This is a genomic window from Pseudomonas abietaniphila (genome assembly GCF_900100795.1).
GTDB classification, from domain to species: domain Bacteria; phylum Pseudomonadota; class Gammaproteobacteria; order Pseudomonadales; family Pseudomonadaceae; genus Aquipseudomonas; species Aquipseudomonas abietaniphila.
The window spans coordinates 129,354-142,895 of the sequence record NZ_FNCO01000014.1 but is presented as its reverse complement, the minus strand read 5'-3'; the positions used below and the strand labels follow the sequence as shown (position 1 = coordinate 142,895).

Sequence of the window (13,542 nt, the reverse complement as noted above, 5' to 3'; positions counted from 1 at the left end):
CATGACTACGCATATTCAACGTTCGGCCCTGTTGCCGTATCCCGCTCAGGCGCTGTACGACCTGGTCAACGACGTGGCTCGTTACTCCGAGTTCCTGCCTTGGTGCTCCGGTGCCACGGTGCTGGAGCAGAGCGATACGATGATGCGCGCTCGCGTCGAGGTGGCCAAAGGTGGTCTGAGTCAGCATTTCGTGACACGCAACACGCTGACGCCTGGGCAGATGATCGAGATGAATCTGGAAGAGGGGCCGTTCAGTCAACTGCATGGCATCTGGACTTTCAAGGCGCTGGGCGAGAAGGCCTGCAAGATCAGCCTGGATCTGTCCTTCGATTATTCCGGCTCCATCGTGCGTGCCACGCTGGGCCCGTTGTTCAATCAGGCAGCCAACACCTTGGTTGATGCGTTCTGCCAGCGCGCTAAAGAGTTGCATGTCTGAGGTGATGATCAACGTCGAGGTGGTGTACGCCGCTGTTGATCGTCAGGAGCTGCTCAAGATTGAGGTGCCCGCGGGTACTACGGTGTCGGGCGCCGTGACGGCTTCCGCCATCGCTGAGCGCTTCGCGGATGTCCAGTTCGATCAATGCGCGCTTGGAATATTTGGCAAGGTGATCCCCGATCCTTCAGTGCGTCGAGTGGAAGAGGGCGACCGGGTCGAAATTTACCGCCCGCTTTTGGCGGATCCCAAAGAAGTGCGTCGGTTGCGCGCGGAGAAGGCGGCCAAAGCGAAAAAAGCGCAAAAACCGATTTAACTTTTTTATCGGTTGGATTGAAAGGCGTAAAAAAGCCCGGTATTGCCGGGCTTTTTTTTGCAGCTGCTTTTGGCAGCCCGCGAGGATCAGCGTGGATTGGTATCCAGCGGTTCCTGAGTCGGGACCGGAACGGTTTCGACCTTGTCGACGTCGTTCTGGATCTGCTCGAGCAGGGAGCCAGGTTTTGGCGGCTCTTCCTTCGGCTGCTGTTCCCCTTTGTTTTCGGGGGTAGTCGTCGTATCGCTGCTCTTGCCAAGGATGGCTTCGTCGCGGCTCACGCCCGGTTTGAAGTCACCGGACAGGCTCGCCAGCTGATCGTTACCATTGAAGATCAGGCTGATGCGTTCCTGTTGGCGTTCACCGCCACCGGGCTGCAGGCTGTACAGGTAGTCCCAGCGATCAGGGTGGAAGGTATCGGCCAACAGGGGATTGCCCATGATAAACCTTACTTGCCGACGGGTCATTCCGGGCCGTAACTGGTCTATCATGTCCTGCGTGACGACATTGCCCTGTTGGATGTCGATTTTATAAACCCCGGGGAATGAACAACCGGCGAGTGCGAGCAGTCCCACGAAGGTGAAACTGGTTAGCAAGAGCTTGGTGTTTTGCATCGGTGGGCGACTTCCACTATCTTGGCTGGGACAACGTAAACCCCGATCATACCTGCATTAAGAGAAGCTGCGAAGCAGCGTCTGCGAGAAAGCTGACCATGGTTGAAAATAGCGAACTACGCAAAGCTGGACTTAAAGTGACCCTGCCACGGGTCAAGATCCTTCAAATGCTCGATTCTGCAGAGCAGCGCCACATGAGCGCGGAGGACGTCTACAAGGCACTTATGGAGGCCAACGAAGACGTCGGTCTGGCAACGGTTTACCGTGTTTTGACTCAGTTCGAAGCAGCCGGGTTGGTGGTTCGCCACAACTTCGACGGCGGTCATGCCGTGTTTGAGCTTGCCGATGGAGGCCACCACGACCATATGGTCAACGTGGAGTCCGGTGAGGTGATCGAGTTCTTCGACGAAGAAATCGAGAAACTGCAAAAAGCCATTGTGACCAAGCACGGTTTCGAGCTGGTGGATCACAATCTGGTGCTTTACGTACGTAAGAAAGAGAAGCAGGACTGAGTCTTTTTCGGATACACAAAAAAGGCGACCCTCGGGTCGCCTTTTTTGGTTTCAGGCACGCTGTTTTCAGGATTTGGCGGTAATCACCATCTTTTTCGCGTGGGCCAGGGACTCCTTGGTCAGGTCGATCCCTCCCAGCATTCTCGCCACTTCTTCTACGCGCTCGCTCTTGCTCAGTTTGGAAACGGCGGTGCGCGTCACGTCTTCCTCGCGAACCTTGTGCACGAACAGATGCTGATGCCCCTGCGCGGCGACCTGCGGCAAATGCGTGACGGTCATGACTTGGCCGCGCTCACCGAGCCTGCGTAGCAGCTGCCCGACGATTTCCGCAGTCGGGCCGCCGATGCCGACATCGACTTCGTCAAAGACCAGTGTGGGCACGCGTGAGGTCTGCGCGGTAATGACCTGAATCGCCAGGCTGATCCGGGAGAGTTCACCGCCTGAAGCCACTTTGGCCAGTGCCTTGAGCGGCTGCCCGGGGTTGGCGCTGACCAGTAGCTCCACCTGTTCAAGGCCGTGAGGCGACAGCTCCTTCTCCGCGTTTTCACGTAATTCGATATTGAAGCGACCACCCGGCATGCCCAGTCGCTGAATTTCATGCTCCACGGCATGGGCCAGTTCAGGGGCTGCACGATGGCGAAGGTCGCTCAGTTCGCGGGCCTTTTCCTGATAGTGGCGGGCATACGAGCCGAGTTCGTGCTCGAGGCGCTCGATGGCTTCGTCATTGGCGTTCAGTGTTTCGATCTCATCCAGCAGCTTCTGATGCAATGCCGGTACTTCGGTTGGCTGAACCCGGTGTTTGCGCGCGAGCGTGTAAATGGTGTCGAGCCGCTCTTCGATCTGTTGCAGGCGTGCAGGGTCGGCTTCGAAACGATCCAGGAAACGATTGATTTCGCCGACGGCTTCTTCCACCTGAATCTGTGCGCTGGAAAGCAGGTTGGTCGCTTCATTCAGCGCGTCTGGCGAGTTGTTTACGCTGGTCAACCGGTTGAGGCTGGCGGTCAGGGCATTCAGTGCGTTGCCTGAATCGCTCTCGCTGCACAGTTCGACGACTTGCCGGCAGATGCCCAGTAGGCTTTCTGCGTTGGTCAGTGTGGTGTGTTCCTGCTCCAGATGTTCGAGCTCGTTTTCGCCCAGGCTCAGGCTTTCGAGTTCTTCCAGCTGATAACTCAACAGTTGGTGCTTGGCGCGCTGTTCGTCCCCGGAGTTGGACAGTCGTTCAAGCTCCTGGCGCGTCTGGCGCCAGCGTTGAGCGGCCAGCTGCACTTGGCGGGCGAGGTCAGTGGCGCCCGCATATTCGTCCAGCAACCGACGATGAGTGTCGGTCTTGAGCAGCGACTGATGCTCGTGCTGGCTATGGATATCGATCAGCAATTCGCCCAGCGCTTTGAGATCGCCCTGTGGGCACGGCGTGCCGTTTATATAAGAACGCGAACGGCCTTCGGCGGTGATGACCCTGCGAAGAATGCAGGGGCCATCGGTTTCGAGATCGCGTTCCTTGAGCCAGGCGTCTGCTTCCGGGATGTCGGACACATCGAACGTCGCCAGAATGTCAGCCTTGTCGGCGCCCGGTCGTACTACGCCGCTGTCGGCACGATCACCCAGCGTCAGACCGAGCGCGTCGAGCATGATCGACTTGCCGGCACCGGTTTCACCGGTGATCACGCTCATGCCGCGATCCAGTTCCAGATCGAGATGTTCAACGATGGCGTAGTTATGTATGGACAGGTGCACCAGCATACGGGCGGCTCCCAAGCGATTTGTCTGGTTATTTATACAGTGTTTTGCTTTGGGCTGACAATGCCCGGCCTTAGCTCGATTTGGCAGGGTTCCGGTATTTCTTAGCACCATTGGCGAGTTTTAGTGAGCGCGATCACGAAACGCATCATGTCGGAATATTTGTAGGGTTATTCGCCCCATCCTGCATCGAAACCCCTTGAAGCCGAAAATTAAGGCCCCATATAGCCGGGCAGAAGCGTGAGTTCTGCTCACGGACGTAATTAGAAGGAGAAAACTATGGCTGACGAACAGAACCCGGATACGCAGGCTCAGGATCAGGCTGCAGGCGCGGCGAATTCCGGAGAAGATTTGGCAACGCGTGTACAGGTGCTGGAAGAGCAACTGGCTGCGGCACAGGACCAGTCTCTGCGTGTCGCTGCGGATCTGCAAAACGTCCGCCGCCGCGCTGAGCAGGACGTGGAAAAGGCTCACAAATTCGCACTGGAGAAGTTCGCTGGCGATTTGCTGCCGATCGTCGACAGCCTGGAGCGTGGTCTGGACCTGTCCAACCCGGATGACGAGAGCATCCGTCCGATGCGTGAAGGCATCGAGCTGACCCTGAAGATGTTTGCGGACACCCTCAAGCGTTATCACCTGGAAGCCATCGACCCGCACGGTCAGCCGTTCAACGCTGAGCATCACCAGGCAATGGCGATGCAGGAAAGCGCAGACGTCGAGCCGAACAGTGTTCTGAAGGTGTTCCAGAAGGGTTATCAGCTTAACGGCCGTCTGCTGCGCCCGGCCATGGTCGTGGTCAGCAAGGCGCCGTCGCCTGTTGCACCGTCAATTGACGAGCAGGCTTGAAATCAGCTGAGTGGCCCCCATTTACAGGCCATGCGTTTAAAGAATTACCGCAATTTGTAAACGCAGTTGCGGCAACCTAATTAAAAAGTTTCGGGAGAGTCAAAGATGGGCAAGATTATCGGTATCGACCTGGGGACCACCAACTCCTGCGTCTCCATTCTGGAAAACGGTAACGTCAAGGTTATCGAGAACGCTGAAGGTGCGCGTACTACGCCGTCGATCATTGCGTACGCTAACGATGGCGAAATCCTGGTCGGTCAGTCGGCCAAGCGTCAGGCGGTCACCAATCCGCACAACACTCTGTACGCGGTAAAGCGTCTGATCGGTCGCCGCTTCGAAGAAGAAGTCGTACAGAAAGACATCAAAATGGTCCCTTACAAAATCGCCAAGGCTGACAACGGTGATGCCTGGGTTGAAGTGAATGGCCAGAAAATGTCTCCGCCTCAGATTTCTGCGGAAATCCTGAAGAAGATGAAGAAAACCGCCGAAGACTACTTGGGCGAGACTGTGACTGAAGCGGTCATCACCGTTCCGGCCTACTTCAACGACAGCCAGCGTCAGGCAACCAAAGACGCCGGCCGCATCGCGGGTCTGGACGTAAAACGCATCATCAACGAACCGACCGCCGCCGCGCTGGCTTACGGTATGGACAAAGCGAAGGGCGATCACACCGTCATCGTTTACGACCTGGGTGGCGGTACTTTCGACGTGTCGGTCATCGAGATCGCTGAAGTCGACGGTGAGCACCAGTTCGAAGTGTTGGCCACCAACGGCGACACCTTCCTGGGTGGTGAGGACTTCGACATTCGTCTGATCGACTACCTCGTTGACGAATTCAAGAAAGAAAGCGGCATGAACCTCAAAGGTGACCCGCTGGCGATGCAGCGTCTGAAAGAAGCGGCTGAAAAAGCCAAGATCGAGCTGTCCTCGAGCTTGCAGACCGACGTCAACCTGCCGTACATCACTGCAGACGCTACCGGTCCTAAGCACTTGAACGTGAAGATCTCCCGCGCCAAGCTGGAATCGCTGGTTGAAGACCTGGTTCAGCGCACCATCGAGCCTTGCCGTATTGCGCTGAAAGATTCGGGTATCGACGTCAGCAAAATCGACGACGTGATCCTGGTTGGCGGTCAGACCCGTATGCCGCTGGTTCAGCAGAAGGTCACCGAGTTCTTTGGCAAAGAAGCCCGTAAGGACGTCAACCCGGACGAAGCGGTTGCCATGGGTGCTGCGATTCAAGGTGCGGTACTGGCTGGCGACGTAAAAGACGTTCTGCTGCTGGACGTCAGCCCGTTGACCCTGGGTATCGAAACCATGGGTGGCGTGATGACTGCACTGATCGAGAAAAACACCACGATTCCTACCAAGAAATCGCAAGTGTTCTCGACTGCCGACGATAACCAGAGCGCCGTGACCATTCACGTGCTGCAAGGCGAGCGTAAGCAAGCGGCTCAGAACAAGTCGCTGGGCAAGTTCGACCTGGCTGAGATTCCGCCGGCTCCACGCGGTGTGCCTCAGATCGAAGTGACCTTCGACATCGACGCCAACGGCATTCTGCACGTCGGCGCGAAAGACAAGGCGACTGGCAAGACTCAGTCGATCGTGATCAAGGCCAACTCGGGTCTGTCGGATGAAGAAATCCAGCAGATGATCCGCGATGCCGAAGCGAATTCGGACGAAGACCGCAAGTTCGAAGAGCTGGCCTCTGCCCGTAACCAGGGTGATGCGCTGGTCCACTCGACTCGTAAAATGGTTGCTGACGCGGGTGACAAGGTCACTGCAGAAGAGAAAACCGCTATCGAAGCCGCTGTTGTTGCTCTGGAAGCGGCTGTCAAAGGCGACGACAAGGCTGCCATCGATGCGAAGGTCGAGGAGCTGTCGAAAGTTTCCGCGCCTGTCGCTCAGAAGATGTACGCCGAGCAGGCTGAAAAGCCTGAAGCCGGTGCTCAGGCTGCACAGGAAGAGCACAAGGCTGACGACGTAGTCGATGCCGAGTTCGAAGAAGTGAAAGAGAACAAGTGACAGGCCATAAACAGGCGCAGGCTCACTTGATCGCCGGTTGACCACTTTCGAGTGGTCGCTGGTAGGATGTCGCCGCGCGGGAGCTTGCTCCCGCGTTGGCGTGTCTGGAATACCCAAAATTTTAAGGCCTGCAAAGTTGCTTTGCGGGCTTTGTGGCAAAGCCGGGAGCTCCTGCAATCCGGCTTGTTCTGCCGCTTTTCTCGGTCGATCGAAGGCCGTTGAACCAAGACCAGGATCGTTGAATTGACGTGAGTTGGGTCCGGGCCTGAAAGGGGCTCAACGAGTTCGACAAGCTCAGGAGGGTTATGTCGGACGTCCTCAAGAGTGCAGAAAACTTATGTCAAAGCGTGATTATTACGAAGTATTGGGGGTGGAGCGCGGCTCCAGCGAGGCGGACCTGAAGAAGGCATACCGCCGTCTCGCGATGAAGTATCACCCTGACCGCAATCCAGGCGACAAAGCCTCGGAAGACGCCTTCAAGGAAGCCAACGAGGCTTACGAAGTGCTGTCCGACGCCAGCAAGCGTGCGGCTTACGATCAATACGGCCATGCCGGTGTGGATCAAGGCATGGGCGGTGGCGGTGCCGGTTTCGGCGGCGCGAACTTCTCCGACATTTTCGGCGATGTCTTCAGCGACTTCTTCGGCGGTGGTCGTGCCGGTGGCGGCGGTCGTGGCGGCGCTCAGCGTGGCAGCGACCTGCGTTACACCCTGGAACTGAACCTGGAAGAAGCCGTGCGCGGCACCACGGTCAGCATCCGCGTGCCGACACTGGTCAATTGCAAACCGTGTGATGGCAGCGGCGCCAAGAAAGGCTCCTCGCCGGTGACGTGCCCGACGTGTGGCGGTATCGGTCAAGTGCGCATGCAGCAGGGTTTCTTCTCTGTTCAGCAGACCTGCCCGCGTTGCCACGGCAACGGCAAAATCATTTCCGATCCTTGCGACTCCTGCCATGGCGAAGGTCGCGTGGAAGAGTACAAGACGCTGTCGGTCAAGGTGCCTGCGGGTGTCGACACCGGCGACCGCATTCGTCTGTCGGGCGAAGGAGAGGCCGGTGTTCAGGGTGGCCCGACCGGCGATCTGTACGTGGTGATCAACGTGCGTGAGCACGCGATTTTCCAGCGCGATGGCAAACATCTTTATTGCGAAGTGCCAATCAGCTTCACGGATGCAGCCTTGGGTGGCGAGCTTGAAGTGCCGACGCTGGATGGGCGCGTCAAGCTGAAGATTCCGGAAGGGACTCAGACCGGCAAGCAATTCCGTCTGCGCGGCAAGGGCGTTGCCCCCGTGCGTGGTGGCGGAGCGGGCGATTTGATGTGCCGCGTCGCGGTCGAAACCCCGGTCAATCTGGGGCGTCGTCAGCGTGAACTGCTCGAAGAATTCCGTGCATCGCTTGAAGGTGACAGCTCTCACTCGCCCAAAGCCAGTGGCTGGTTTGAAGGCGTGAAGCGTTTCTTCGGCGATCTCTAAGGAGCAGGGCATGCGACGCATTGCTGTGATGGGCGCCGCCGGGCGCATGGGCAAGAACCTGATCGAGGCGGTGCAGGATCGTGCGCCGCTCACCGGACTGACAGCGGCAATCGTGCGTCCCGGCAGCACGATGATCGGTGCCGACGCCGGCGAACTCGCGTCACTGGGGCGGATCGGCGTGCAGTTGACTGGTAATCTGGAGCAGGTCGTCGACGAGTTCGACGTGCTGATCGACTTCACCTTGCCGGACGTCATGCTGAAAAACCTGGCGTTCTGCCGCAAGGCGGGCAAGGCGATGGTCATTGGTACCACTGGCTTGAGCGTCGAACAAAAGCACCTGCTGGTGGACGCGAGCCGGGATATCCCTGTCGTCTTTGCGTCCAATTTCAGTGTCGGTGTGAACCTGTCGTTCAAGTTGCTGGATCTGGCGGCGCGAGTGATGGGTGAGGATGCCGACATCGAGATCATCGAAGCTCATCACCGCAACAAGGTCGACGCGCCGTCGGGTACGGCGGTCAGTATGGGTGAGGTCGTTGCCAATGCCTTGGGTCGCGATCTGAGCAAAGTCGCCGTCTACGGTCGTGAGGGTTACACGGGTGTCCGTGAGCGCGAAACGATCGGCTTCGCCACTGTGCGTGGCGGTGACGTCGTAGGCGATCACACCGTGCTGTTCGCCGCCGAGGGGGAGCGTCTGGAGATTACGCACAAGGCGTCCAGCCGCATGACTTTTGCCAAGGGCGCAGTGCGTGCTGCGCTCTGGCTTGATGGCAAATCCGCGGGCCTGTACGACATGCAGGACGTGCTCGACCTTCGCTGATCAACGGTTCGTTTCACGCGGTCTGGTGCGCAACAATGCGGGCAGGAAGGGTGTTTTACCTGTATCCTGCCCGCAGTTTTGACCCGCTACGCGATGTCCTGTCGCATTCCTCTGCCTTTAAGGCGTTTTAGCGGTGGATTAAAAAAGCCTTTTTCTGTAACCTACAGCTTTAGTGTGTCCACTAAAAGCGCGCAGATAATTCGATGAAAAAAAGCGGGGTGACGTGTCTATACGTCATTCCGCTTTTTTACAACCTGCGATCGCCCTTTCAGGCTTTATTACGGGAGGTCTTCTTGACTAAGCCAGCCATACTCGCCCTTGCTGATGGCAGCATTTTTCGCGGCGAAGCCATTGGAGCCGACGGTCAAACCGTTGGTGAGGTGGTGTTCAACACCGCAATGACCGGCTATCAGGAAATCCTTACCGATCCTTCCTATGCCCAGCAAATCGTCACCCTGACTTACCCTCACATCGGCAACACTGGCACCACGCCAGAAGACGCCGAGTCCGACCGCGTGTGGTCGGCGGGCTTGGTGATTCGTGACCTGCCGCTGGTAGCGAGCAACTGGCGTAACAAGATGTCCCTGGCTGACTATCTGAAAGCCAACAACGTCGTCGCCATTGCCGGCATCGACACGCGTCGCCTGACCCGCATTCTGCGTGAGAAAGGTGCGCAAAACGGCTGCATCATGGCCGGCGACAACATTTCCGAAGAAGCCGCTATCGCAGCAGCGCGCGGCTTCCCGGGCCTGAAAGGCATGGATCTGGCGAAAGAAGTCAGCACCAAGCAAAGCTATGAGTGGCGTTCCAGCGTCTGGAGTTTGAAAACCGACAGCCATCCAGAGATCGCCGCTGCTGATCTGCCGTACAACGTGGTTGCCTACGACTACGGCGTCAAGACCAACATCCTGCGCATGCTGGTAGAGCGCGGTTGCCGCGTGACCGTGGTGCCGGCCCAGACGCCTGCCAGCGAAGTGCTCGCGCTGAATCCCGATGGTGTGTTCCTGTCCAACGGCCCTGGCGATCCTGAGCCTTGCGACTACGCGATTCAGGCGATCAAGGACGTGCTGCAGACCGAGATTCCGGTGTTCGGCATCTGCCTGGGTCACCAGTTGCTGGCGCTGGCTTCCGGTGCCAAGACCGTCAAGATGGGTCACGGTCACCACGGTGCCAACCACCCGGTTCAAGATCTGGACACTGGCGTGGTCATGATCACCAGCCAGAACCACGGTTTCGCGGTGGACGAAAGCACCTTGCCGAGCAACGTGCGCGCCATCCACAAGTCGCTGTTCGACGGCACCTTGCAGGGTATCGAGCGCACCGACAAGGAAGCGTTCAGCTTCCAGGGTCACCCTGAAGCGAGCCCGGGCCCGAACGATGTCGCGCCGCTGTTTGATCGCTTCATCACAGCCATGGCCAAGCGCCGCTAAGCGGCTGACTTGCGACTGTAGCGAGCAGGTGACTGCGGCGAGCCGGATCAGATCCGACAGCTCGCCCGGCCACCTCAGAGAATGTTCAAGACGGCTTGCCGACTGACACAGGATTCGAGTGACAACCCATGCCAAAACGTACAGACATTAAAAGCATCCTGATTCTTGGCGCTGGCCCGATCGTGATCGGCCAGGCCTGTGAATTCGACTACTCCGGCGCCCAGGCCTGTAAAGCCCTGCGCGAAGAGGGCTACCGCGTCATCCTGGTGAACTCCAACCCGGCCACCATCATGACCGACCCGTCCATGGCCGACGCCACCTACATCGAGCCGATCAAATGGGCGACCGTCGCCAAGATCATCGAGAAGGAGCGTCCGGACGCCTTGCTGCCAACCATGGGCGGCCAGACTGCTCTGAACTGCGCGCTAGATCTGGAGCGCGAAGGCGTTCTGGAGAAGTTCGGCGTAGAAATGATCGGTGCCAACGCTGACACCATCGACAAGGCTGAAGACCGCTCGCGTTTCGACAAGGCCATGAAAGCCATTGGTCTGGAATGCCCGCGCTCCGGCATCGCCCACAGCATGGAAGAGGCCAATGCGGTCCTCGAAACACTGGGCTTCCCGTGCATTATTCGTCCGTCCTTCACCATGGGCGGCACAGGTGGTGGCATCGCGTACAACCGTGAAGAGTTCGAAGAAATCTGCGCCCGCGGTCTGGATCTGTCTCCAACCAAAGAGCTGCTGATCGACGAATCCCTGATCGGCTGGAAAGAGTATGAGATGGAAGTGGTCCGCGACAAAAAGGACAACTGCATCATCGTCTGCTCCATCGAGAACTTCGACCCGATGGGTGTCCACACCGGTGACTCCATCACCGTTGCTCCTGCGCAGACCCTGACCGACAAGGAATACCAGATCCTGCGTAACGCCTCGCTGGCGGTCCTGCGCGAGATCGGTGTTGAAACCGGCGGCTCCAACGTTCAATTCGGTATTTGCCCGGACACTGGCCGTATGGTCGTGATCGAGATGAACCCGCGCGTTTCCCGTTCCTCGGCGCTGGCTTCCAAGGCCACCGGTTTCCCGATCGCCAAGGTCGCGGCCAAGCTGGCAGTGGGTTACACGTTGGACGAGCTGCAAAACGACATCACCGGCGGCAAAACGCCTGCCTCGTTCGAGCCGTCCATCGACTACGTCGTGACCAAGCTGCCACGCTTCGCGTTCGAAAAATTCTCCAAGGCCGACGCACGCCTGACCACCCAGATGAAGTCTGTCGGTGAAGTCATGGCCATCGGTCGTACCTTCCAGGAATCCCTTCAGAAAGCCCTGCGCGGCCTGGAAGTCGGTGTGAGCGGCCTCGATCCGAAACTGGATCTGAGCAACCCTGAAAGCGCGAGCATCCTCAAGCGCGAGCTGACCGTGCCGGGCGCCGAGCGTATCTGGTATGTGGCTGACGCTTTCCGTGCAGGCATGACCGTCGAGCAGATCTTCGGCATGAACATGATCGACCCTTGGTTCCTGGTTCAGATCGAAGATCTGATCAAGGAAGAAGAGAAGGTCAAGACCATGGGCATGTCGGCCATTGACCGCGACGTGATGTTCCGTCTCAAGCGCAAGGGCTTCTCCGACGCGCGTCTGGCCAAGCTGCTGGGCGTCACCGAGAAGAGCGTGCGCACGCACCGTCATAAGCTGGACGTGCTGCCGGTCTACAAGCGCGTTGATACCTGCGCGGCCGAATTCGCCACCGACACTGCGTACATGTACTCCACGTACGAAGAAGAGTGCGAAGCCAATCCGTCGACCCGCGACAAGATCATGATCCTGGGTGGCGGTCCTAACCGTATCGGTCAGGGCATCGAGTTCGACTACTGCTGCGTGCATGCGGCACTGGCGCTGCGCGACGACGGTTACGAGACCATCATGGTCAACTGCAACCCGGAAACCGTATCCACCGATTACGACACCTCCGATCGCCTGTACTTCGAGCCGGTAACCCTGGAAGACGTGCTGGAAATCGTCCGCGTCGAGAAGCCGAAAGGCGTGATCGTCCAGTACGGCGGCCAGACGCCGTTGAAGCTGGCACGTGCATTGGAAGCAGCCGGCGTGCCGATCATCGGCACCAGCCCTGATGCCATTGACCGCGCTGAAGACCGCGAGCGCTTCCAGCAGATGGTTGAGCGTCTGAACCTGCGTCAGCCGCCAAATGCCACGGTGCGCAGCGAAGACGAAGCGATTCGTGCTGCGGCGAAGATTGGCTACCCGCTGGTGGTTCGTCCGTCCTACGTACTGGGCGGTCGTGCGATGGAAATCGTCTACGAAGAAGAAGAGCTCAAGCGCTACCTGCGTGAAGCGGTTCAAGTGTCCAACGACAGCCCGGTGCTGCTGGACCACTTCCTCAACTGCGCCATTGAAATGGACGTGGATGCTGTATGCGATGGCACCGATGTCGTCATTGGCGCAATCATGCAGCATATCGAGCAAGCGGGTGTTCACTCCGGTGACTCTGCGTGCTCGCTGCCGCCGTACTCGCTGCCTGCGCACATCCAGGACGAGATGCGTGAGCAGGTCAAGAAAATGGCCCTGGAGCTCGGCGTTGTCGGTCTGATGAACGTCCAGCTGGCACTGCAGGGCGAAGACATCTACGTGATCGAAGTGAACCCCCGTGCCTCGCGCACCGTGCCGTTCGTTTCCAAGTGCATCGGTGTCTCCCTGGCCATGATCGCGGCTCGCGTCATGGCGGGTAAGACCCTGAAAGAGCTGGGCTTCACCAAGGAAATCATTCCGAACTTCTACAGCGTGAAAGAGGCAGTGTTCCCGTTTGCCAAATTCCCTGGTGTTGACCCGATCCTCGGGCCAGAGATGAAGTCGACCGGTGAAGTCATGGGTGTCGGTGACACCTTCGGCGAAGCCTTCGCCAAGGCCCAGATGGGCGCCAGCGAAGTATTGCCAACGGGCGGTACAGCCTTTATCAGCGTGCGTGACGACGACAAGCCATTGGTGGCAGGCGTGGCCCGCAACCTGATCGAGCTCGGTTTTGAAGTCGTCGCAACGGCCGGTACTGCCCGCATCATCGAAGCGGCGGGTCTGAAGGTTCGTCGCGTGAACAAGGTGACGGAGGGCCGTCCTCACGTGGTCGATATGATCAAGAACGACGAAGTGACGTTGATCATTAACACCACTGAAGGTCGCCAGTCGATCGCGGATTCTTATTCCATTCGTCGCAACGCCTTGCAGCACAAGATTTACTGCACCACCACCATTGCCGCGGGCGAGGCCATCTGTGAAGCGCTGAAGTTCGGTCCTGAAAAAACCGTTCGCCGCTTGCAGGATCTGCATGCAGGATTGAAAGCATGA

The 13,542-nt window shown here is 58.2% G+C and carries 11 protein-coding genes; 9 read left to right on the top strand and 2 right to left on the bottom strand.

Annotated features, from left to right (window positions below; genetic code table 11):
• The first annotated feature begins 1 nt into the window (after position 1).
• Positions 2-436: a type II toxin-antitoxin system RatA family toxin gene (locus BLS87_RS24080; RefSeq protein ID WP_074756400.1), complete on the top strand. Its 435-nt coding sequence runs from the start codon at positions 2-4 to the stop codon at positions 434-436.
• The gene (locus BLS87_RS24075; protein WP_074756398.1) at positions 429-749 is read left to right on the top strand and encodes an RnfH family protein; all 321 of its coding nucleotides are present in this window, start codon (positions 429-431) and stop codon (positions 747-749) included. Before BLS87_RS24080 ends, BLS87_RS24075 begins: the two co-directional genes overlap by 8 nt.
• An 86-nt stretch (positions 750-835) precedes the next feature.
• Here the strand turns inward: BLS87_RS24075 and BLS87_RS24070 are convergent, their stop codons facing one another.
• Positions 836-1,360 (bottom strand): outer membrane protein assembly factor BamE, encoded by a 525-nt coding sequence (locus tag BLS87_RS24070; protein WP_074756396.1) that lies wholly within the window; start codon positions 1,358-1,360, stop codon positions 836-838.
• 98 nt (positions 1,361-1,458) lie between these two features.
• Between BLS87_RS24070 and fur the strand changes: the two genes are divergently transcribed.
• Positions 1,459-1,872: a ferric iron uptake transcriptional regulator gene (gene fur / locus BLS87_RS24065; RefSeq protein ID WP_074756394.1), complete on the top strand. Its 414-nt coding sequence runs from the start codon at positions 1,459-1,461 to the stop codon at positions 1,870-1,872.
• Positions 1,873-1,938: 66 nt separating this feature from the next.
• Here the strand turns inward: fur and recN are convergent, their stop codons facing one another.
• Positions 1,939-3,612, bottom strand: coding sequence for a DNA repair protein RecN (gene recN / locus BLS87_RS24060; protein ID WP_074756392.1), 1,674 nt, complete (start codon positions 3,610-3,612; stop codon positions 1,939-1,941).
• A 276-nt stretch (positions 3,613-3,888) separates the two neighbouring features.
• Here recN and grpE point away from each other — a divergent pair, with 276 nt between their 5' ends.
• The 6 genes from grpE (at position 3,889) to carB (ending at position 13,542) form a co-directional block, all read left to right on the top strand.
• A complete protein-coding gene (gene grpE / locus BLS87_RS24055; RefSeq protein ID WP_074756390.1) occupies positions 3,889-4,455 on the top strand; it encodes a nucleotide exchange factor GrpE in 567 nt (188 codons plus the stop codon).
• Between the two features lie 105 nt (positions 4,456-4,560).
• A complete protein-coding gene (gene dnaK, locus BLS87_RS24050) occupies positions 4,561-6,477 on the top strand; it encodes a molecular chaperone DnaK (protein WP_074756388.1) in 1,917 nt (638 codons plus the stop codon).
• A 337-nt stretch (positions 6,478-6,814) separates the two neighbouring features.
• Positions 6,815-7,945, top strand: coding sequence for a molecular chaperone DnaJ (gene dnaJ / locus BLS87_RS24045; RefSeq protein ID WP_074756386.1), 1,131 nt, complete (start codon positions 6,815-6,817; stop codon positions 7,943-7,945).
• A 10-nt stretch (positions 7,946-7,955) separates the two neighbouring features.
• The gene (gene dapB, locus BLS87_RS24040; protein WP_074756384.1) at positions 7,956-8,762 is read left to right on the top strand and encodes a 4-hydroxy-tetrahydrodipicolinate reductase; all 807 of its coding nucleotides are present in this window, start codon (positions 7,956-7,958) and stop codon (positions 8,760-8,762) included.
• 293 nt (positions 8,763-9,055) lie between these two features.
• A complete protein-coding gene (gene carA, locus BLS87_RS24035) occupies positions 9,056-10,192 on the top strand; it encodes a glutamine-hydrolyzing carbamoyl-phosphate synthase small subunit (protein WP_074756382.1) in 1,137 nt (378 codons plus the stop codon).
• Between the two features lie 128 nt (positions 10,193-10,320).
• The gene (gene carB, locus BLS87_RS24030; RefSeq protein ID WP_074756380.1) at positions 10,321-13,542 is read left to right on the top strand and encodes a carbamoyl-phosphate synthase large subunit; all 3,222 of its coding nucleotides are present in this window, start codon (positions 10,321-10,323) and stop codon (positions 13,540-13,542) included.